Raw genomic sequence first — 18,414 nt, forward strand, 5'->3', positions numbered from 1 at the left:
TCATGCCCACCGCCGCCGACATCACCAACCTTGCCGCCCTCGTGCGCGAACTCTCCGTGCACCAGCAAGCCCTTGCCCTCAGCGACGCCGCCCTCGTGCGCCGATACCCCGATCTTGGCAGCCCCCGCACCTGGCGCGGACGCCTCATGGCCCAGGCATGGGGCGAACTGGATGTGGATGCCTGGATCGTGCGCCTGCGCTCCATCACCGACGCCATCGACACCGAACCCGCCACTCCCGTTCACCGACCGCAAGACCCCTGCTGGCTCGTCAAACGCCACCTCGCCGAGTCCGAACGCGGCCTCGCCGAACGCCACTACGACGTAGCCCTCGCCCACCTCGCCGCCGCCCGCCGCGAAACCGACGCACTCCTCGCCGAGCACGAACATCCCGCCTCCACCATCAATGAAAAAGACAAAAAAACTGAACCTCGCACCGGCCCAAATCGCCGAACTGCGCGCCCGCCTCTGCGCCCACCTGTCCTACCTCGGACGCTTCACCGACCAGCTCACCATCATTGAGCAAATCCAGCATTGCCCAGGCAAACACGATGCCGCCGCCAGCGACATCGAAACGGCGATCCTCACCCTGCACCGCGAAGCCATCGACCTCGCCGTCGAAGCCGACGAACTCGCCGAAGTCATCGGCCAACTCACCGACAAAATCGAAGCCCCCCGCGCATGAACACCCCGCGCCTCACCTTCTGGCTCGTCGTCGCCAACGCCTTCGCCGCCGGCTTCTGCGCCGCGACCCTCACCGTCCTCCTCATCACAACCTGATCTCACGCGGAGACGCAGAGGCGCAGAGAAAACCATTCTGAAAATTCTGTTAATTCCGTCCAAAAACAAAACCACCCGCCATGTCCAAAATCGAAATATCCACCGTCGCGAAAATCATCACGACGATCATCCCGGAACCGGCCATCACCAAGCCGATCCTTGAGGCCATCAACGAAGCCGCCGCCGCCAAAGCCGATAACGAGGAAACGCCGCCGCCGGTCAAAAAACAATGGTGCATCCTCATCTCCGATCCCGAGGGCACGCTCCCCGAAAACGATCTCGTTGGTTGGGTTCTGCAAATCCCGGAAAACGAGAGCGTCCTCACCACGCAGGAGCGCATTCACCGCGCCGCCTACGAGTTCAACACCACCAAAAAAGGCCGCATGTTGCCCGCCGAGAAGATGGGCGACGCCATCGAAAACATCCCGGCCAAGCACTTCAAAGAACAGCAAGTCTGGATCAAGTCTAAGACCCCCGTGCTCATGCTCCGCACCGACAACAAAATCCCGATGGAGAAAAAGGAATAATTCACGCGGAGCCGCGGAGAGCGCAGAGAAAAACCATTCTGAAAATTCTAAAAAATCTGTCCAAACCCACCACCCACCATGCCAACAATCGCACAATCCCCCACTCCCCTCGAATTGATCGACGTTCACGCCAAAGCCTACGCCGAGGCCCGCCGCGTGCTCGCCGAGCGCACCGCCGCCCTGGAAGATGAAGTCCGCGACGCGCACCGTCGCAAGCGCCCCGGCATCAAGACTGCTCTCGCCATCGCGCAGGATACCCAGGCCAACCTCTCCGCCGCCATCCAGTCCCACCCGGAGCTTTTTGAGAGACCGCGCACCATGACGCTCCACGGCGTCAAAATCGGCTTCCAGAAAGGCAAGGGAAAGCTCACTTGGGACGATGAGGAATCCGTCGTCGTCCGCATTGAAAAAATGTTCGGGCTCGATGCCGACGCCTACCTTGTCATCAAGAAAAAACCCTCCGCCACCGCGTTGGGAAACCTCGAAACCCGCGAACTCGCCAAGCTCGGCGTCACCGTCGAAACCACCGGCGACCAAGTCTTCATCAAGACCAGTGACAGCGCCGTCGATAAGCTCGTCAAAAAGCTTCTCAAGGAAGGAGCGGTTGAGGAAGCGGAAGAGTCCGGCAGCTCATAGCTCCAAGCTCACAGCTCCAAGCTCTACTCACATGCAATACTTCACCAACGATCAAAAAGCCCAGGTCGCCATGCTCGCCAAACGCGCCTACGACGCCTGGGAGATGCGCGAAGCCCACGAGTGCATCAACGATCACCTCAGCCGCACCGCCTGCTTTGAACAATGGCGTCACCAGGAAACAGGCAAAGTCACCGGTGGCATCACCTCGCTGCGCCGGTGTGTCAGCGAACTCCACTTCCTCCCCCTCATTGCCCACTTCAACAACCTGCTTGGCGAAGGCGGCATGGCCCTGCGCACCCTCCTCCGCCATGCCGAGGCCGGCCGCATCACGGTGTTTTACAAACTCCAGCAAGCCCTCGCCGAACGCGGCCTCAGCGAAGGTTACGCTGCCGCCATCTGCCGCCGTCAGTATAAATGCGACCTCGGCGACGCCGAGGAAAAGCAACTCTGGCACCTGTTTTTCACCATCAAAAACCGCCGCAAGGCCGTCGCAAAACCCGCGCGCAAGGCCCCGCGTTACGTCCGGGAAAACCTCGGCACACTCACCACGACCGACGACGGCAACCCGTTTTGAACCACTAATACACACTGATGAACACTAATAAAATCCGGTCCGAATTAGTGACCATTAGTGATCATTAGTGGTTAAAAAATCCGAAACATGAATACACGAAAAACCAGAAAACCCCGCCCGGCGAAACCCGCGCCCCTCGGCTATATCATCCTCACTGCTGCCGGACTGCCGGCAGACAGCACCATCACCAACGTCCCCAATGGCAGCATCCGCATGTTCCCCTCCCGCCGCGCCGCCGCCAGTCTGGCCGCCAAGACGCAATGGGTGATCGGGGAAATGCAAGGCAGTCTTCTGGAAGCGTGGGGCGCGCCAAAGCTCGCCATGATCCCCTTCCGCGTCGTCCCCGTGTTCGGCAAAAAACGCCGCCCACCCGTCACCCGTCGTCCCAACACCACGCTCCCCCCCCCCTCCTCCCACACACACACCATTCTTAATTTTTAATTCTTAATTCTTAATTTCCATCATGTCCGCGCCCTCGCTGCCCATCCAACTGCCCGTTTCGCCCGCCCTCTCGGTGCCCGCCCTGCGCCCCCTGGAACGCGTGCAGGTGGCGCCGGGCCATTTTGTGGACATGCACCCGTCCGAGGAAAACCCGCCCCGCCACACCCTCACCGAACTCATCCCCGTCGGCGGCGGACTCTACCGGCAAGTCACCCGTCTGATGCCCGCCTGGCTCCCCTTCAACGAAGAAACCCTGCGCAAAGTCGGCATCAGCATTTCCAAAAGCACCCTGCACCGCCTCGGGCGCGCCAACCTCATCCGCGTCCGCCAGACCAGCCCCTCGTGTTACGAATTTCACTACGACTCCTGGCTCCAGCACTGCGCCGCAGTCGAGGCCGACCCCGAATTTTGGGAAAAGGAAGTCGAAACCACCGCCGGCAAACGCACCCGATTCCAACTCTACCGCGAAGCACTCTGACCGCGCCATGCGCGAAAATCCCAATGGAGAAAATGACCATTCCAACACCAGACACTCTCCTTTGCTCCGCCTTGCCAAATAACCCCCTTTGCCGACTTTTGCCGAGGGGTTTTTCCAAGTGATGAAACCTACCGGGCAACTTTTATCAGACGATCACGAAAACGAAGCTCGTGGAGAAGGTATCTGCGACTTTTGTGGCGAACACGCACCTGCTCTCTGGGTCTTTAATTGCGGCCCTGTCGCCGGAGCCTGTTATTGCCGAAAATGTGCCCCCTTGTCCGAAACGGATGCGAACACCGAGCGCACTGACGCCGGAGGCGTTCAGTGACGCGGCTGGTTAGCCTGTATCCAATTATGAAATACGCAAAATCACAAAACGGCCTCATCCACCTAACCAACGAGTGCAATTCCGAATATACGCTCTGTGGAGATGCGTGGAATATCGATTCTGAAGAGGACGGCGTCGAAGAAGGGTTGGCTTGGGTCGATTGGCCAAGAGGCCCTGTCACATGCCCGAATTGTGCGGGTGTCATCCTGTCTTGTCGCCGCGTTCGAGTAGCTGTGGCTAACACCGAGACGAGGGAACGCCGATGAACAACGACACGACATCATCAACGGGAACGTCATCGGCGTTCCCTCGGGCGACTGGTTCGGCAGCGGCCGCAAAAATGCGGACACTCCGCCAATGCCTCGGCTTCACTCAGGCCGCGTTCGCGGCTCGCGCTGGAGTCAGTCGCGAATCCGTCGCCGCCTACGAATGCGGAAATCTCGCATGGCCGGCCTCGGCGATCTCACTCTTGGCTGCGGATAGTGACCTTCGCGCCCGACTCGCGGCGAAACTCGGCGAGCTAGCAGAGATCGCACGGGGTTTCGAGCTGCCGAACCCGAAAGCGCCCGATCCGAAGGATTCGGGCAGGTGAATTGTTAGCCTTTATCATGAAATTAGAACTACCAAAAATAACTCTTGAGCAGCGAGAGATGAGCCCGCTGCTCAACATCCTAGGCGAAGCATTCCGCACCGATAATGCTGATGGAGCCGTAACCGGCCCCGGCGAGCCGGGGCCTGCAAGGGCAGTCCGCGACGGAGCGGTGTTTCGGCATTACGAAGCCTTGTGTGGAGATTTGCGTGCCCGCGTCGAAGCCATCGCGCAAGAGGCTTTTGTCGCAGGGGCAAATTACGCCAAGGCTAACACCACCGGCCCGGTGGGCGAAGCCTCACCGGAGACACATGGTTAGACCGTCTTTATTTTATGAATACAAAAAAACTATCAACGCCCATAAGGAAATGCCTCTTCATTCGTGAGAACGGGTTCTACATGCTGGAAATCCCCGAAGGAACAATCGCGGACAATGCCGAGGCCAACCCCGGCACTCTGCGCGTAGAGGATGCGATAACAGGCGAGGTGCTTTGGTCTAACGTCCGAGATGAGCCATGCGAGATGGCGAGTAACGAAAATCAAAAATGCTTTACGAATACCTGCGTAGCAACAATCGCATTGGCTCTGGCGTCTTGTTCGGTGGTTTGTTTTTCTTTTCTTATTACCAGCGACTTTCGCTTGCCGATTTGCTTCTTTTTCAGGCTGACGGTTTTTTGCGGTGCCTCTCAGTTTTTTCAGGCTGACGGTTTTAGTTTTTAATATATCGCCTCCCCCCCCCCCTCTTACCGAACGTCAAAGATGAGCCGCGTGGCTGCAAACAAAAAAGGGGAATCGCTTTCTCAAAAATATCACGAACAACGTGGCGCCAGCCACGTTGGCTCCAGCGCCTTGTTCGGCAGTTTGTCTTCTTTTCTTTTTCAGGCTGACGGGGAGGGGAGGGATAATAATATACTACAACTCCGCCACCTGATCTTCTTTTCCGTGCCTCTCAGCTTTGCCGAACACGTAATTCTCCGAACCCGCCTTCGTATATCCACCCATGCCCAGCATCCTTCTCAAACCCGTTCCGCACACCGAGGCCGTTGCTTGGCTCAAGGGCAAACCTTCGATTGCCTCCAGTGTCTTTGGGAAACTCATCCCGGAGATCAGGGCGCGGGTGTTTGCCGTGTCGGGCATTGAGTCGGCAAAAGTGCTGCAATCGCTCCGTGACCGCATCGCCGATCTCCCGCTCGGCGGAGATTGGGACGCGATCAAACGCGACCTCGTCAACGACATCTCCCCGTTCGTCGCGGAGGGTGACGACGCCGAGGCCGCCGCGGAGCGAAAGGCGGAGCTGCTGTTGCGCACGCACGGCTACCAATCCTACGCCGCCGCCCAGTATCAGGTCATGGACCGCCAGCGCGACGTGTTCCCCTACTGGCGCTACAACTCCGCGCAGGATGCCCACGTCCGCGACAGCCACCGCGCCCTCGACGGCGTCGTGTTGCCCCACGACGATCCCTTTTGGACCACCCATTGGCCTCCTTGGGATTATGGGTGCCGCTGCACCACTGTCGGCCTCAGCCGCTCCGACGTGGAAGACATTGCCGCCGAAGATCAGAAAAAACCGGCGGATCAACGCTCCATCCTCTCCCCCGACCAGCGCCGCATCATGTCCACCAGTGGATACCTGGTGCGCGGCCCCACGACTAATATAGATGTGCGCAGCCCGCGGGATCGCGGACGCCCCGACGCTTACTCCTGGCAACCCGGCGAACTCCGCCTCCCCGTAGCCGACCTGCGCAAACGCTACGAAGCCCCCGTCTGGTCCGCCTTCGAATCCTTCGCCCGCAAGCAATCGCTGGATGACGGCCGCACGCTCTGGGGCTGGCTCGAAGGCGACGACACGGGATCGACAACAAAACCCGCCACGCCCTCGCCGACGCCCGCATTGCCGGAGGAGAAGCCGCTCCGTCTCACCCTGCCCGAGCCGGAGCCCGCGCCGGCGAAGCCACGACAAGCGCCGGTCAGCCAGGCGTTGCAGGTAAAGGCCCGCGGCCCCGTCCGCAAAGCCGTGAAGCGCGCCCTCGAACTGGTGGACAAAGCGCACGATGACGGCGCGCTGCCGCCGCTCCCGGTCACGGGCAGCGCCGGCCATCCCGGTGCCTACGGCGCCTATCGCCATGCCATGGGCGGCGCGCCGGTTAACATCGGTGTATCCGAAAAGTCTCCGCACAAGCTCAACACCATGACACACGAGCTGGGGCATTTTCTGGACCATCAGGCACTCGGCGAGGCCGGTCGCTTCGCCTCGCAGGAAAGCCCGCTGCTGGAAGGCTGGCGGCGTGTAGTAGCCGACAGCGGCCCGATCCGGCGCATCCAGGAAAAGATGGAGACGATCACCCACTCGGGCGTGCGGCAGCACCTGGATTATCTGCTGCGCGGACGGGAAATCTGGGCGCGGGCCTATGCCCAGTACGTGGCCACGCGCACCGGGGATGCCGAAATGCTGGCGGAGCTGGACTCCATGCGCAGCAAACCCGGTTACGGCGAATATGTGACCTGGACCGCAGAGGAGTTTGCACCGATCGCCGAAGAGATTGATGATGTATTCCGCCAGAAAGGATGGATCTGATCATGGAAACCACACCTCCCGAAAGCCCGACACCCGACGAAACTGCCGCCGAACGCGAGGAGACCATCCTCGCCCTCATGTCGGAACTGGGCTGCTCCCGCGAATCGGCGGAGGCGCTGGCGGGGATGCACGGCGATGTGGTGGAAGCAGATGAGGTCAGATCACATCTGAACGAGGACAGCTAGAACACCGGGGTTCCTGATTCCGGGTTATTTCGCGGATTTTGATCTGGTCCGCCAAGGGGGCGTTCGGGTTAGAATTATCCCAGTGGATTTCGAAAACTTGAGGAGGGTCTGATGCATAACCCTCGGCTTGAGCTTGGAGTGTATACCGCAAGCAATCGCCAGGTTTTACTCTGCCACAGAAATTACGATCGAGCTTGTGAACACACGGAGAAATTTCCTCTCGGTGTCGCCGGCTTCTTCCGGTTGGATCATCATAATATACCGCCATCTCGAAAAACTCTTCGTATGGAACATCTATTACATTGTTGGAATTTACCCATTTGAACCGCAATGGAAATGGGAGCGACAGTCTTCTAAAATCTCCTTCTCTGGTATGCTTGGCGATCTCAACCAAGACCACTCGGCAGTTTTTTGGTGTTCTCCATTTGGTCAAATTCTGAACCTTTGCATGTATCCAATAGTCTTCTGTGTCATAGTCATTTTCAGCGATGCGGCCGGGGGGATGAATGAATGTTCCGATAGGATTATTCAGTTCGATTCGCAGTTTGATCGGTAACAACCTTGCTCGCAGCCAATCACCGAACAATGCGACTATGACAGCGAAGAAGGTTCCCAATGCTGCTGCCAAAGTGCCGACCGTGTTCCCAACTTCCAGAATAGATGTAGATTTGGTGCCCATAGGTATGGTGGTTCCTTTATATCGCGGTGTTCTCCACTCGCCCAGTCAATCAAGTAACCGCGCCATCCTCCCCACACCCCCCCGCCCGGCTTCGCCGCCGACGGGGGTTTTTTGTTTAATCGCGGCATGGACCGCGCTCTCGAATGCCATCGCCGCAACCAGAAAAATCACTTTCGCCGCAGCGCCCTCCGCCGGATCGGGCTGACCGTCACCGCCGGCGATTACCTGCGGATCGCGATGCGGATCAGGGAAAACAAGTCGGGCGTCGTTTTCCTCGGCCACGGCCGGCCCGGCTCCACGCTCTGGCGGGTGAAGTGGCGCGGCGCTTACCTCACCGTCGTCTGGGGTCACCGCACCGATCGCCCCGTCACCACCTGGCGCTTCCGCGGGAAGCGCCGCCGGTAACCGGCTATGCAAATCCGCGACACCATTTCCCCCTCCCTGGCCAAGCTCGCCGCCGGCATTGAGAATAAAAAGCCCATCCTCGAAGCGATGGGGACGCAACTGGCATCCCTCACCCAACGCGCCTTCAACGAACCCGACCTGCGCCCCGCTCCCTGGCCGGCGAAGCGCGACGGCTCCCCCGCCACCCTCCGCAAAAACCAGGTCCTCGTCCGCTCCATCCGCATCACCGACCTCACCAACGATTCCGTCACCGTCAGCACCGACCGCCTCTATGCCGCCATTCACCAGTTCGGCGGCGAAATCCGCGCCAAAGGCAAAGCCCTCCGATTCCAGCTTGGAGGCAAGACGATCTTCGCCAAAAAAGTCAAAATCCCCCCCCGCCCCTTTTTCCCGATCATCAACGGACAATTCACCGATCAAGCCCGCGACAAAATCCGCCGCGTCGGTGAAGAGAAAATCGCCGCCCTCACCAAGCCCCCCGGTTCCTGATCGCCCGAAGTGGCGCGGGCTTTTGTTGCCAATCCCAATCGCCCGCTGTAGGGGCGTCGCTTGCGACGCCCGCAATCCGATGTAGCGCAGGCGTCCCGCCTGCAATCCAGCCTGCCGCGCGAAGCGCCGCACTCCATAAAAGTCACCGCGCTTCGCGCTATAGACAAGATGGCAGGCGGGACGCCTGCGCTACGTCAGAATGCGGGCGGGACGCCCGCCCGTTGGATGTTCAGCGTTGGATGTTCGACGTTGGATGTTCGCACCGCAACGCGGTGCGCGTCACCTTCCCCACACGCGCCACCCGCCTTAGTCATCCCTCCCCACATCGGGCACACTGACGGCGTGATTATCGCCTTCCGCTCACCCGTTCCGCTGCCCGCCGGCAACCCACCTCCGGCGCGCCTCTGCGTTCTCCCCTGGGGCCGCAACGAAGGTGTGCAGGCGTCACCCATCTGTAACGAAACCACGGCCGCGCTCCTGCCGCAAAACCAGCGTATCGCCAACTTCGATACCGCTATTCTCGACTTCAACCACAACACCCTCCCCGGCACCGAAGCCTACAAGTCCGACAAGGAACCCCGCAAGATCGCCGCCAAGGGCAAAGTCGAACTGATCCCCGGCGAAGGACTGTATTTCTCCGCCCTCGACTGGACCCCCGAAGGCAAGGACGCCTGGACCGGCGGCCACTTCCCCGACCTCTCCCCCGCCGTCAAAATGAACGACGCCGGCGAAGTCATCTTCATCCACAGCGCCGGCCTCTGCCAGCAAGGCAGCATCACCGGGCTGCACGCATTTTCCGTCGGCGGCCTGCCGGCGATGAAAGCCAGCACCGCCACACCACCAACCACACCACCCATGGACTACAAAAAACTCCTCTGCATCACCTACGGTCTCGACCCGGAAAAAGCCACCGACGCCGAAATCGAAGCCGCCGCCGCCGCGTTCGCCAAAAAGAACGCCGAGACGCCCGCCAAGCCGGAAACACCGTCGGCCGATCCCGCCGCCACCGCCGCCATCACGGCCCTCACCGCCAGCGTCAAAGCCATCAATGACCGCATGGAAACGCAGGACCGCCAGATCATCATCAACCAGGCGCTCGCCCAGGGAAAAGTCATCCCCAACGGCGTTGAAAAACTCCCCCTTGAGCAGTTCAAGACTGTCGTGGACGCCCTCCCCGCCGACCAGGTGCCGATGGACAAACGCACACCCGAAGGCGTCAAAGCATTCACCTCGCCCGGTCTCGGCAACGACGCCGAACAAGCCGCCATCAACCGCCAGCTCGGCCTCTCCCCCGAGACCTTCGCCAAGCACAACAAGTAAAACCGGCTGACGCCGGAAATCCTAAACAACGGAAAAATCCTAAATCCCAAACAGTCACCGCGGCTCCGCCGCCCTGTATCCAATTCTCAACTCTTAATTCGTAATCAAAATGCCAGCCGCCACCTCTGCCATCAACACTGACTTCCGCCTCGGCGACGAGTTCGCCTATCCGGTTGCCGCCGCCACCAAGATCTGGCTCGGCACCCTCGTCGCTCTCGACGCCACCGGCCGCGCCGTTCCCGCCGCCAACACCGCCGCCCTCAAAGTCGCCGGCGTCTCCCAGCAGGACATCGACAACTCCGACGGCGCCGCCGGCGACCAGCTCGTCAACCTCCGCCGTGGCGTCCACAAATTCGCCAACAGCGCCACGGCTCCGCTCACCGTCGCCGACCTCCTCACCGTCGCCCTGGTGGAGGACGACTGCACCGTCACGAAGACGGCCACCAACAACATCAAGGCCGGCCGCGTGCTGGCGATCGACGCCGACGGCGGCATCTGGATCGACACCCGCGACACCTGAAAAAACTGAAAGCTAAAAACTAAAAGCTAAAATAAAACCAACCCGTATCCAAACATCAACGACAGCCGAAATCTGATTTTAGCTTTTTAGCGTTTCAGCTTTCAGCCTTTTCCAAAAATGATCATCACCTCTGCCACTCTCGCCAAAATCAACAAAGGCTTCCGTTCTCTCTATCTGGAAGCCTTTCAGGGCGGCGCTCCCCGCGTCGCCAGCTACGCCATGCGCGCCACCTCGCAATCCGCCGAGGAAGTTTACGGCTGGCTCGGCTCCGTGCCCGGTATGCGCGAACTCATCGGCGAAGTCGTCATCCGCAACCTCATCGAGCACGCCTACAGCATCCCGAACAAGGAATTTGAAAGCACCATCGCCGTGAAGCGTTCCGCCATCGAGCGCGACAAACTCGGCGTTTACACTCCCCTCTTCCAGGCCATGGGCACCGCCGCCCGCCAGCACCCTGACGAACTCCTGGCCAACACCATCCTCGGCGGCTTCGAAAAACCCTGCTACACTGGCAAACCCTTCTTCGCCGCCAATCACGAGCCCCAGAAAGGCAAAACCAAGTTCAGCAACGTCGGCACCAAAAAGCTCTCCGCTGTCAACTTCCGCACCGCCCGCGAGAACATCAAAAGTCGTCTCAATGCCGACGGCCGTCCCATGAACCTCGGCCTCGACCTCGTGCTCGTCGTCTCCCCGAAAAACGAAGCCCTCGGCCGCGAAATCCTCGTCGCTGAGCTGGTGGGTGGCGGCAACACCAACGTCGATAAAGGCACGGCCCGCCTCGAAGTCTGGCCTCAACTCGCCGGCACGCCCGATGCCTGGTTCCTCTTCGAAGTCGGCTACCCGGTAAAACCCTTCATCCACCAGGTGGAAGTGGAGACCGAGTTCCAGAGCTTGGACAACCCGGCCGACTCCCACGTCCTCCTGAAGAAGGAATACCTGCACCAGTCCTACGGCCGCTATAACACCGGCTACGGCCTGCCCGAACTCGTCTACGGCTCCGACGGCTCTGCCGCCGCTTAACCCGGCTTCGCCGGGAAATCCTAAAAAACGGAAAATCCAAACCACAAACACACAAACCAGCCCGCATTTTTCTCACTCCTTTTGGGATTTGTCCCCTTTTGAAGTTTGGGATTTGCGGGCAAAGCCCGCCGCCATGCCCGACTACATCACCCGCGCCGCCCTCTCCGCCATCGTCCCCCCGCAATTCATCCTCGAAGCACTCGATGATAACAAAGATGGCATTGAAGACCCCGGCCTGTATCAAGACCTCCTGACCGTCGCCCAGAAAGAAGTGGACGGCATCCTCGGCAAACGCTTCCGCGTCCCCTTCGCCAACCCCATCCCCGACATCGTCTCCACGGCCACGCTCAAGATCATGGGCGAGCTTCTGTATAAGCGTCGCGGATACAGCGGAGAACAAAACCCCCACGAAGCCGCCGCCAACAAAGAACGCGCCGCCCTCGAAAAAATCGCCTCCGGCACCGATCCCCTCACCCCCGAAGTGCAGCGCAAAAACCCCTCTGCCTCCATCGTCACCGAAAAAGCCAAGACCACCAGCCGCTCCGGTCGCACCGCCGTCTAATTTCAGCGTTTCAGTTTTCAGCGTTTCAGCTTTTCCAAAAATGCCACAGGCCGAACCCTACACACCCGACGCTCTCCTGGCCGAACTCCACGCCGACCTTGAGCCCTGGCTGCGCGCCAACAAAGGCACCCTCTCCGTCGCCGCCGATCCCTACAACTTCCTCGAATTGCTCGCCGACTCCCCCTCGGCCTTCCGTGTCGTCCTCCACTGGGCCGGCGAACAAAACCCCTCCGACCAGGAGGGAGCCGGCGTCTTCGCCCCGCAAAAATTCGACCTCGGCGTCACCGCCAACCTCGGCCTCACCGCCACTCCTGAAATCGCCCTCTTTAAGCCAGGCCCCAACGCCACCCGCCCCCCCCTCCTGCAACTCGTCGCCGCCGTGCGCGATCGCGTCCGCGGCTACACCTGGCCCGCTGGCAATACCACCCGCTACATGCTCTACCGCGGCTGCGACCCCGTGACACTCCCCGACGCCATGCCCCTGCGCGCCTACCGCCTCCAGTTCCAACTCACCATCGGCCTGCCACCTGCCTACTACCGCAACCTCCTCTGAAAAAGCTGAAAGCTAACACGCTGAAAGCTAAAATAAAAACCACCGAACAACCAACCACTCAACGCGGCCCGAACTCTGTAGCTTTTCAGCTTTCAGTTTTCAGCTTTTCCAAAAATGGCAAACGTTCCCACCATTCGCGGTGACAACACCGTCCTCTTCGGCGCCGACGGCGTCTATTCCGGCAACGGCATCATCGTCAGCGGCTCCAAAAAGGGTAATTCCGAAAAACTCGAAGTCGGTGACGAGAACGGTTTCACCGTCGCCGTCATCTGGTTCAATAACAAGAAACAGTGCTCGTTCGAAATGATCGTGAAGACGGCCGCTCCCGAACTGGAGGAAGGCGACGAGATCGAACTTTGCGGCGTGGCGGCCTGTTACGTCGATGACGTGGAGGAAGTCTGGGCGCAGAAGGACGTGCGCCGCTTTCGCGTCAACGCCACCAAATACGCCGCCATCGTCTCCGGAGCCTGATCACCATGGGCAAAGCATCTTCACGCAAACGGGCCGTTCGCGCCGCCGCCGCTAATTCCGCCGCTTTTTTCAGCCAGGCTGAGGCGGACGCCGTCCGCCAAGTTACGCACGGGGAGGAGAGCCAGCGCACACCGTCGCAGGTGCTCAACGCCTTCTTCCCGCCCACGCTCCGGATCGGGGCATTCAGGCTGGAAGAGTTTACCCTGGCTACCTACATGCTGCTCGAACAACTCGGTTGCCGACTCATTACCAATCGCAAGGCAGCAGACAATTTTGACGCGGCCATGGCGGGCTTCGTGCTGACTCGTCCGATCGCGGACACCCGCGCCCTGGCCGAAGGAGAAACGCTCCCTGTTGTCGCCACCCGCTGCACCCCGCTCACCAACGCCATCTGGGCGCTCGCCACGAAGGTGCCAGCCGGCGAGATGACCGTGTTTGGCGCAACCATCGGCCGCCAGATCGCGGCCGGGTTTGCCACGGTCATCGGTGCTCACTCTCCCGCGTCCTCGGGCGAACCCGCCGGGGATGGCGACGCCTCAAAAAAAAAGACGCCGCCATCTCCGGTCTTCCCGAACGCACCAACGGCCTCGGCTGGGGGCTGACGCTGCTGGATACGCTCATGCACGAATACGGCTGGACCGTGGACTACACGATGCTCCGGCCCCTCGGTCAGTGTTTCGCCCTCTATGCCGCGATCGATGCCCGCTACGGCAACGACCCGAAAGGTCCCGCCTACGTCGAACAGGACATCATCTCCACTCTCGCAAACGCTAGAGCGTGTAGTCACGAGATTGAAGCCCAGAGGATGGCACACCTGAATTGGACGGCAGCGAGGAAAGAGGAGGCTCGTTTTGCGTATCGGGTTGCGATGCCGCGCCATTGCTTGAGTCGTAGGAATGCATTTTCTACCAGATGCCTGATCCGATAAAGATAAGGGTCATATTCGCGTTGTTCTATGCGATTGGTCTTTGGAGGAATCTGCGGGCAGATGCCTGCGGCCTGCGCCATTTCGATGATGGCGTTGGTGTCATATCCCTTGTCGGCGATCAGATGGTCTGCGGCAATGCCTTCAATCAACCTGCCAGCCTGTGTGCAATCAGCCGTGGAACCCGCTGTAACAATGACTCGCACCGGCATACCATGCGCATCCACGGCCAAATGTAGTTTGGTGTTTCGCCCCCTTTTGTCAGACCGATCGCCTCGTTTCCACCTCTGGCTCCCGCCGCATGCGGATGGATTTTGACATGACTGGCATCAATCATCAGCCACTCAAAATCGGGCTCGTTCATCAGTTCCGACAACAGGCGCTCCCAATGCCCCTTGTCTCTCCAGCGACAAAAACGCCTGTGCGTGTTGCTCCACCCTCCGTAATCCTCTGGAAGATCCCTCCAAGGCGCACCAGTGCGTAAAATCCACAGAACCGCGTTGAGGAACTTGCGGTTGTCCTCCGCCACCCCTCCCCACGCTCCTTTCCTTCCAGGTAGCAGCGGCTCCAGAACGCTCCAAACTCGGTCCGAAATGTCGTGACGGTGTTGATCTTTCGCCATGCTGACATTCTCCATCACAAAAAAACTCAGTCAATCTTATCTCGTCGGTGCTGAGGAAGGGCGGTATTAAGCGAGTTTGAAGCATGGCGAGGTGCGCAAGGCGGGAAAAAGCGCGAGCAGAAGGCGGGAAAAAAAGGCCAAAAGGAAAGCTAGGAGCTTTCCGAAGTTCATCGCGGCGGCGCTGAGGATGGCATTGACCTTGTCTCCGATCAATCCGCGTAACTTGTTGCGCTCCATACGATGTTCATTCTTGAGATGTCCGATTGTCGGCTCAATGGCGGCACGGCGTTTCATCCAGCGCCAGACTCGTTTGGGGATTTTCCCTCGCCTGCGTTTGTCCACGATCACCTCCACCGGCCCCTCATAATTGTGCCCTCGATAACCCATGTCCACGTGCGCCGTTTTCGGCCCCTGTTTTTCAATATAGAGCCGTTTTACCTGCTCCATTTGCGCTTCAAGCGTGTGCCCATCATACGGATTGTCTGGCATACATAACGCTCCCAACAGCCAACCTCCCTTGCTCGTCGATGCCACACTTACCTTCTGCCCAAATTCATATTTCTTTCCCGATTTCCCTTTCGATATGCATTCCACCTTTGGCTCATGCACACTATACACTTTGTTTTTGTCTGCTGTCTTTTGTTTGTAAATTTGCTTGCTCGTCTCCAGCAACCCTTGCAATGCCGCCACAGGCTTTTGTCTCTCTATCTCTCGTATCACACGGCCCAGATTCGTCCTCAGTTTCCTCACACATGCCTTCGCTCTCTTCATCTTTCGGCTATGCATATAGCGCCCGGCCATCATCAATAATCCCCTCCCTACCCGTTCATAACTCTGCTTCACTTTCAGCCCGGCTTTCCGCGCTTCCTTCACCAGCCTCTCCCTCGCCCGATCATACGATCTCGCATCGGTCGGATAACGTACCTCCTTGGTTTGCACCGTCGTGTCAACGTTGATATGCACCACCTGCACCGGCTTTAACCCCTTCATCCTCACCGCGCTCTCTATCGTCTGCTTGAGCATCTGTTCGGCTCCACTCTCCCCCAATCTCTTCCTCCACCTCGTCATGCTCGACGAGTCTATCGGCTTCTCATGCTCAAAATACTGCATCCCCGATAAATATTGCCAATATGGATTCTCCACCCAATGCTCCAGCACCTCTTCGTCGCTCAGATCATATTGATACTTCAAATAATGTAACGATACCATCAACCTCGTCCCCAACCCGGGCTGCCCCAACCTCTCATGATACGTCGGCCCCAAATGCTTGTCAAACTCGGCCCAGTTTATATTCCCGGCCAGCTTCACCATCGGATGGTTCATGTTCACCAACATTATTAACTCCATCTTGAACATTTCCCTCTGTCTCTCGTGCTTGTTTTCCTTTGGCTTCATCTTTTTCCCAGATTTTCCTTATAAATTGCCCTTTTCTGGGAAAATTTCACTCCAGTCTCAAGCGTTAAATTGCTCCTTGATAGGAAATTAAATGGTTCTTCAGCACCGACTATCTCGTGACTACACGCTCTAGACAGAATTTACAGAATTTTATGAATTAACAGAATGCTGTCTGGCCAATAATCCAGCAATACCTCCGCTCTGAATAGCACAACTTGGTTTTGGGACTGGGAGTATCTCTCCCCATTTATTTCGCCATGATGCATCTATAAATTCGCGCTGCTTAGAGGATAGTTCTGGCATGTTTTTTGGGCTAACAGTAGTAATGTTTCTGATCTGGAGATGTTTTTGATTGGGCGCTTCCCACGTCAGGCTTTCTGATCGGGTTGATCGGTTTTGGCGATTTTGACAGGCAGGGCGCGGGTGCGGATTTCTTCAAGGAGACGCGCCTTCCAGTCGGCAAACGGCATGACGCCTTCGTCGCCTTTGGCTCGGCTGCGGACACTGATCGCTTCGGCTTCGGCTTCCTTTTGCCCAGCAACGATCATGTAGGGGATTTTTGACAGTTCGGCGCGACGGAGCTTGGCGCCGATCTTGTCGCTGTCGCTGTCGAGGACGACGCGCACACCTGCTTCGCGCAACTCGTTGTAGAGTTTTTCTGAATACGCAGCGACCTTGTCGGAGATCGGGAGGATGCGGACTTGTTCGGGCGCGAGCCACACGGGGAAGTCGCCAGCAAAGTGTTCGATGAGCACACCGCAGAAGCGTTCCATCGAGCCAAAGGGGGCGCGGTGGATCATCACGGGGCGGTGGGGTTGGTTGTCCGCACCGATGTAGCTGAGGTCGAAACGGACGGGGAGGTTGTAGTCAACTTGCACGGTGCCGAGCTGCCATTCGCGTCCGATCACGTCTTTGATGACGAAATCGATCTTCGGACCATAGAAGGCGGCTTCGCCGGGTTCTTCGGTGAAGGGGACGCCGAGGGTTTGCGCAGCGGTGCGGCAGGCGTTTTCGGCTTTGTCCCAGTTTTCGGCGGCTCCGGTGTATTTGTTGGAGTCGGGGTCGCGGAGGCCGACGCGCACGCGATAGTCGGCCATGCCGAGGGTGGAGAGGACGGTCTTGACGAGCGAGAGGCAGCCTTGGATTTCCTGCGCGATTTGTTCTTCGGTGCAGAAGAGGTGGGCGTCGTCCTGCGTGAAGCCGCGGACGCGGGTCATGCCGTTGAGTTCGCCGGATTGCTCCCAGCGGTAAACGGTGCCAAATTCGGCGAGGCGCACGGGGAGGTCGCGGTAGGAGTGCGGTTGCGAGGCGAAGATTTTGATGTGGTGGGGGCAGTTCATCGGCTTGAGCAGGAAGCCGTCGAGAAGCGCGGTGGGATCGGGGTTGATGCGGTCGGCTCCGATCATGGCGGTTCCGGTGCGTTCGTTGAGTTGGGCGGCGAAGGCGGGGGATACGGCTTCGAGGCGGGCTGTCATGTCGGCGCAACTACAGCCGGCGGCGCTGATCTGGGCGAGTTGGTCGGGCTCGATGATGGCGGGGAATTGCGCGTCCTTGTAGTAGGGGAAGTGGCCGGAGGTTTTGTAGAGGGCGAGTTTGCCGATGTGGGGGGTGAAGACTTGCGAGTAGCCTTGTTTGCGGAGTTCTTCGCTGATGAAGTTTTGCAGTTCCTGTCGCACGACGGAACCGGCGGGGGTCCAGAGGATGAGGCCTTGGCCGACGTCTTCGTCGATGTGGAAGAGTTTGAGGTCGCGGCCGAGTTTGCGGTGGTCGCGGAGTTTAGCCTGTTCCTGGCGTTCGAGGAATTGGGCGAGTTCGTCTTTGCTGGCAAAGGCGGTGCCGTAGATGCGTTGGAGTTGTTTGTTTTTTTCGTCGCCGCGGTGATAGGCGCCGGCGATGGAGAGGAGTTTGAAGGCTTTGACTTGTTTGGTGTAGCGGACGTGGGTGCCGGCGCAGAGGTCGATGAATTCGCCGTTCTGGTAGAAGGAGATGGCTTCGCCTGCGGGGATGTCGGCGAGGCGGCCGAGTTTGTAGCGTTCCTGGCCGCGTTCGCGGATGATGCGTTCGGCTTCTTCGCGGGTGGTTTCGAAGCGGCGGAAGGGTTGGTTTTCGTCGATGACTTTTTTCATCTCGGCCTCGATGCGGGCGAGGTCTTCGAGGGTGAATTTGTGATCGAGGTCGATGTCGTAATAAAAGCCGCTGTCAGTGGGGGGGCCGATGTCGAGCTTGGCCTCGGGGAAGAGGCGGAGGATGGCCGTCGCAAGGATGTGCGAGCTGGAGTGGCGGATTTCTTCGAGCGGTGTCATGGACATGGTGAGTGTAAAATGGATTTTGGATCTTAAAT

24 protein-coding genes are annotated in these 18,414 nt (G+C 59.0%); 20 read left to right on the plus strand and 4 right to left on the minus strand.

From position 1 onward, the window contains the following. Nucleotides 1–2: 2 nt before the first annotated feature. The 11 genes from OBACDRAFT_RS21490 to OBACDRAFT_RS21540 all read left to right on the plus strand — a co-directional run bounded on the left by OBACDRAFT_RS21490 (nt 3) and on the right by OBACDRAFT_RS21540 (nt 7,112). Entirely contained in the window at nt 3–521 is a 519-nt protein-coding gene (locus tag OBACDRAFT_RS21490; protein WP_043588965.1) for a hypothetical protein, read from the plus strand. After that, entirely contained in the window at nt 406–684 is a 279-nt protein-coding gene (locus OBACDRAFT_RS28695) for a hypothetical protein (RefSeq protein WP_157837237.1), read from the plus strand. The genes OBACDRAFT_RS21490 and OBACDRAFT_RS28695 overlap by 116 nt, the downstream gene beginning before the upstream one ends. A 175-nt stretch (nt 685–859) precedes the next feature. Beyond that, nucleotides 860–1,306, plus strand: a complete 447-nt coding sequence (locus OBACDRAFT_RS21495) for a hypothetical protein (protein ID WP_043588966.1) — start codon at nt 860–862, stop codon at nt 1,304–1,306. 78 nt (nt 1,307–1,384) lie between these two features. Further along, the gene (locus tag OBACDRAFT_RS21500; RefSeq protein ID WP_043588967.1) at nt 1,385–1,942 is read left to right on the plus strand and encodes a host-nuclease inhibitor Gam family protein; all 558 of its coding nucleotides are present in this window, start codon (nt 1,385–1,387) and stop codon (nt 1,940–1,942) included. Nucleotides 1,943–1,973: 31 nt separating this feature from the next. Continuing rightward, nucleotides 1,974–2,516 (plus strand): hypothetical protein, encoded by a 543-nt coding sequence (locus OBACDRAFT_RS21505; protein ID WP_043588968.1) that lies wholly within the window; start codon nt 1,974–1,976, stop codon nt 2,514–2,516. 87 nt (nt 2,517–2,603) lie between these two features. Further along, the gene (locus tag OBACDRAFT_RS21510) at nt 2,604–2,957 is read left to right on the plus strand and encodes a hypothetical protein (RefSeq protein WP_043588969.1); all 354 of its coding nucleotides are present in this window, start codon (nt 2,604–2,606) and stop codon (nt 2,955–2,957) included. Between the two features lie 22 nt (nt 2,958–2,979). Then, nucleotides 2,980–3,435 carry a hypothetical protein gene (locus tag OBACDRAFT_RS21515; protein WP_043588970.1) on the plus strand — a complete coding sequence of 152 codons (456 nt, stop codon included), beginning with the start codon at nt 2,980–2,982 and terminating at the stop codon, nt 3,433–3,435. A gap of 936 nt (nt 3,436–4,371) precedes the next feature. Further along, nucleotides 4,372–4,671 (plus strand): hypothetical protein, encoded by a 300-nt coding sequence (locus OBACDRAFT_RS21530; RefSeq protein WP_157837239.1) that lies wholly within the window; start codon nt 4,372–4,374, stop codon nt 4,669–4,671. Between the two features lie 14 nt (nt 4,672–4,685). Further along, the gene (locus OBACDRAFT_RS28700; RefSeq protein WP_157837240.1) at nt 4,686–5,072 is read left to right on the plus strand and encodes a hypothetical protein; all 387 of its coding nucleotides are present in this window, start codon (nt 4,686–4,688) and stop codon (nt 5,070–5,072) included. A 280-nt stretch (nt 5,073–5,352) separates the two neighbouring features. Beyond that, a complete protein-coding gene (locus OBACDRAFT_RS21535) occupies nt 5,353–6,927 on the plus strand; it encodes a phage head morphogenesis protein (RefSeq protein ID WP_043588973.1) in 1,575 nt (524 codons plus the stop codon). 2 nt (nt 6,928–6,929) lie between these two features. After that, nucleotides 6,930–7,112, plus strand: coding sequence for a UBA domain-containing protein (locus tag OBACDRAFT_RS21540; RefSeq protein WP_157837241.1), 183 nt, complete (start codon nt 6,930–6,932; stop codon nt 7,110–7,112). On the opposite strand, the gene OBACDRAFT_RS28705 is transcribed toward OBACDRAFT_RS21540, so the two are convergent. Then, nucleotides 7,084–7,791 (minus strand): hypothetical protein, encoded by a 708-nt coding sequence (locus tag OBACDRAFT_RS28705; RefSeq protein WP_157837242.1) that lies wholly within the window; start codon nt 7,789–7,791, stop codon nt 7,084–7,086. The genes OBACDRAFT_RS21540 and OBACDRAFT_RS28705 overlap by 29 nt on opposite strands. Before the next feature lie 126 nt (nt 7,792–7,917). Here OBACDRAFT_RS28705 and OBACDRAFT_RS21550 point away from each other — a divergent pair, with 126 nt between their 5' ends. The 9 genes from OBACDRAFT_RS21550 (at nt 7,918) to OBACDRAFT_RS21590 (ending at nt 13,733) form a co-directional block, all read left to right on the plus strand. Continuing rightward, the gene (locus OBACDRAFT_RS21550) at nt 7,918–8,196 is read left to right on the plus strand and encodes a hypothetical protein (RefSeq protein ID WP_043588976.1); all 279 of its coding nucleotides are present in this window, start codon (nt 7,918–7,920) and stop codon (nt 8,194–8,196) included. Between the two features lie 6 nt (nt 8,197–8,202). Next, nucleotides 8,203–8,685: a phage virion morphogenesis family protein gene (locus tag OBACDRAFT_RS25920; protein ID WP_052362355.1), complete on the plus strand. Its 483-nt coding sequence runs from the start codon at nt 8,203–8,205 to the stop codon at nt 8,683–8,685. A gap of 60 nt (nt 8,686–8,745) precedes the next feature. After that, nucleotides 8,746–10,005, plus strand: coding sequence for a phage protease (locus OBACDRAFT_RS21560; RefSeq protein ID WP_081722256.1), 1,260 nt, complete (start codon nt 8,746–8,748; stop codon nt 10,003–10,005). A 109-nt stretch (nt 10,006–10,114) separates the two neighbouring features. After that, nucleotides 10,115–10,525 (plus strand): hypothetical protein, encoded by a 411-nt coding sequence (locus OBACDRAFT_RS21565; RefSeq protein ID WP_043588978.1) that lies wholly within the window; start codon nt 10,115–10,117, stop codon nt 10,523–10,525. 117 nt (nt 10,526–10,642) lie between these two features. Beyond that, nucleotides 10,643–11,545, plus strand: coding sequence for a Mu-like prophage major head subunit gpT family protein (locus OBACDRAFT_RS21570; RefSeq protein ID WP_043588979.1), 903 nt, complete (start codon nt 10,643–10,645; stop codon nt 11,543–11,545). A gap of 133 nt (nt 11,546–11,678) precedes the next feature. Continuing rightward, a complete protein-coding gene (locus OBACDRAFT_RS21575; RefSeq protein WP_157837243.1) occupies nt 11,679–12,107 on the plus strand; it encodes a phage protein Gp36 family protein in 429 nt (142 codons plus the stop codon). 40 nt (nt 12,108–12,147) lie between these two features. Beyond that, nucleotides 12,148–12,660 carry a hypothetical protein gene (locus tag OBACDRAFT_RS21580; RefSeq protein WP_043588981.1) on the plus strand — a complete coding sequence of 171 codons (513 nt, stop codon included), beginning with the start codon at nt 12,148–12,150 and terminating at the stop codon, nt 12,658–12,660. Nucleotides 12,661–12,774: 114 nt separating this feature from the next. Beyond that, nucleotides 12,775–13,131 (plus strand): hypothetical protein, encoded by a 357-nt coding sequence (locus OBACDRAFT_RS21585; RefSeq protein WP_043588982.1) that lies wholly within the window; start codon nt 12,775–12,777, stop codon nt 13,129–13,131. 5 nt (nt 13,132–13,136) lie between these two features. Next, entirely contained in the window at nt 13,137–13,733 is a 597-nt protein-coding gene (locus OBACDRAFT_RS21590) for a hypothetical protein (RefSeq protein ID WP_043588983.1), read from the plus strand. A 181-nt stretch (nt 13,734–13,914) separates the two neighbouring features. On the opposite strand, the gene OBACDRAFT_RS27075 is transcribed toward OBACDRAFT_RS21590, so the two are convergent. The 3 genes from OBACDRAFT_RS27075 to thrS all read right to left on the minus strand — a co-directional run bounded on the left by OBACDRAFT_RS27075 (nt 13,915) and on the right by thrS (nt 18,382). Further along, nucleotides 13,915–14,678 (minus strand): IS5 family transposase gene (locus OBACDRAFT_RS27075; protein WP_088179262.1). Its coding sequence is split into 2 segments (ribosomal slippage): nt 13,915–14,306 and nt 14,306–14,678, totalling 765 coding nucleotides; the frame shifts between segments, so codons are not numbered across the junction. Between the two features lie 66 nt (nt 14,679–14,744). Beyond that, nucleotides 14,745–16,073 carry an IS5-like element ISOpb2 family transposase gene (locus tag OBACDRAFT_RS21605; protein ID WP_043588984.1) on the minus strand — a complete coding sequence of 443 codons (1,329 nt, stop codon included), beginning with the start codon at nt 16,071–16,073 and terminating at the stop codon, nt 14,745–14,747. Between the two features lie 368 nt (nt 16,074–16,441). Further along, a complete protein-coding gene (gene thrS, locus OBACDRAFT_RS21610; RefSeq protein WP_043588985.1) occupies nt 16,442–18,382 on the minus strand; it encodes a threonine--tRNA ligase in 1,941 nt (646 codons plus the stop codon). Between the last annotated feature and the right edge of the window lie 32 nt (nt 18,383–18,414).

Source organism: Geminisphaera colitermitum TAV2, assembly GCF_000171235.2.
Lineage (GTDB): Bacteria > Verrucomicrobiota > Verrucomicrobiia > Opitutales > Opitutaceae > Geminisphaera > Geminisphaera colitermitum.

Excerpts from the sequence above, each read along its gene's own strand:
- thrS (WP_043588985.1), bottom strand. The coding sequence starts at position 18,382 with ATGTCCATGACACCGCTCGAAGAAATCCGCCACTCCAGCTCGCACATC.
- OBACDRAFT_RS21575 (WP_157837243.1), top strand. The coding sequence starts at position 11,679 with ATGCCCGACTACATCACCCGCGCCGCCCTCTCCGCCATCGTCCCCCCG.
- OBACDRAFT_RS28705 (WP_157837242.1), bottom strand. The coding sequence starts at position 7,791 with ATGGGCACCAAATCTACATCTATTCTGGAAGTTGGGAACACGGTCGGC.
- OBACDRAFT_RS21540 (WP_157837241.1), top strand. The coding sequence starts at position 6,930 with ATGGAAACCACACCTCCCGAAAGCCCGACACCCGACGAAACTGCCGCC.
- OBACDRAFT_RS28695 (WP_157837237.1), top strand. The coding sequence starts at position 406 with ATGAAAAAGACAAAAAAACTGAACCTCGCACCGGCCCAAATCGCCGAA.
- OBACDRAFT_RS21535 (WP_043588973.1), top strand. The coding sequence starts at position 5,353 with ATGCCCAGCATCCTTCTCAAACCCGTTCCGCACACCGAGGCCGTTGCT.
- OBACDRAFT_RS25920 (WP_052362355.1), top strand. The coding sequence starts at position 8,203 with ATGCAAATCCGCGACACCATTTCCCCCTCCCTGGCCAAGCTCGCCGCC.
- OBACDRAFT_RS21500 (WP_043588967.1), top strand. The coding sequence starts at position 1,385 with ATGCCAACAATCGCACAATCCCCCACTCCCCTCGAATTGATCGACGTT.
- OBACDRAFT_RS21530 (WP_157837239.1), top strand. The coding sequence starts at position 4,372 with ATGAAATTAGAACTACCAAAAATAACTCTTGAGCAGCGAGAGATGAGC.
- OBACDRAFT_RS21570 (WP_043588979.1), top strand. The coding sequence starts at position 10,643 with ATGATCATCACCTCTGCCACTCTCGCCAAAATCAACAAAGGCTTCCGT.
- OBACDRAFT_RS21550 (WP_043588976.1), top strand. The coding sequence starts at position 7,918 with ATGGACCGCGCTCTCGAATGCCATCGCCGCAACCAGAAAAATCACTTT.
- OBACDRAFT_RS21515 (WP_043588970.1), top strand. The coding sequence starts at position 2,980 with ATGTCCGCGCCCTCGCTGCCCATCCAACTGCCCGTTTCGCCCGCCCTC.
- OBACDRAFT_RS21605 (WP_043588984.1), bottom strand. The coding sequence starts at position 16,073 with ATGAAGCCAAAGGAAAACAAGCACGAGAGACAGAGGGAAATGTTCAAG.
- OBACDRAFT_RS21490 (WP_043588965.1), top strand. The coding sequence starts at position 3 with ATGCCCACCGCCGCCGACATCACCAACCTTGCCGCCCTCGTGCGCGAA.
- OBACDRAFT_RS21505 (WP_043588968.1), top strand. The coding sequence starts at position 1,974 with ATGCAATACTTCACCAACGATCAAAAAGCCCAGGTCGCCATGCTCGCC.
- OBACDRAFT_RS21495 (WP_043588966.1), top strand. The coding sequence starts at position 860 with ATGTCCAAAATCGAAATATCCACCGTCGCGAAAATCATCACGACGATC.
- OBACDRAFT_RS21565 (WP_043588978.1), top strand. The coding sequence starts at position 10,115 with ATGCCAGCCGCCACCTCTGCCATCAACACTGACTTCCGCCTCGGCGAC.
- OBACDRAFT_RS21580 (WP_043588981.1), top strand. The coding sequence starts at position 12,148 with ATGCCACAGGCCGAACCCTACACACCCGACGCTCTCCTGGCCGAACTC.
- OBACDRAFT_RS21585 (WP_043588982.1), top strand. The coding sequence starts at position 12,775 with ATGGCAAACGTTCCCACCATTCGCGGTGACAACACCGTCCTCTTCGGC.
- OBACDRAFT_RS21510 (WP_043588969.1), top strand. The coding sequence starts at position 2,604 with ATGAATACACGAAAAACCAGAAAACCCCGCCCGGCGAAACCCGCGCCC.
- OBACDRAFT_RS28700 (WP_157837240.1), top strand. The coding sequence starts at position 4,686 with ATGAATACAAAAAAACTATCAACGCCCATAAGGAAATGCCTCTTCATT.
- OBACDRAFT_RS21590 (WP_043588983.1), top strand. The coding sequence starts at position 13,137 with ATGGGCAAAGCATCTTCACGCAAACGGGCCGTTCGCGCCGCCGCCGCT.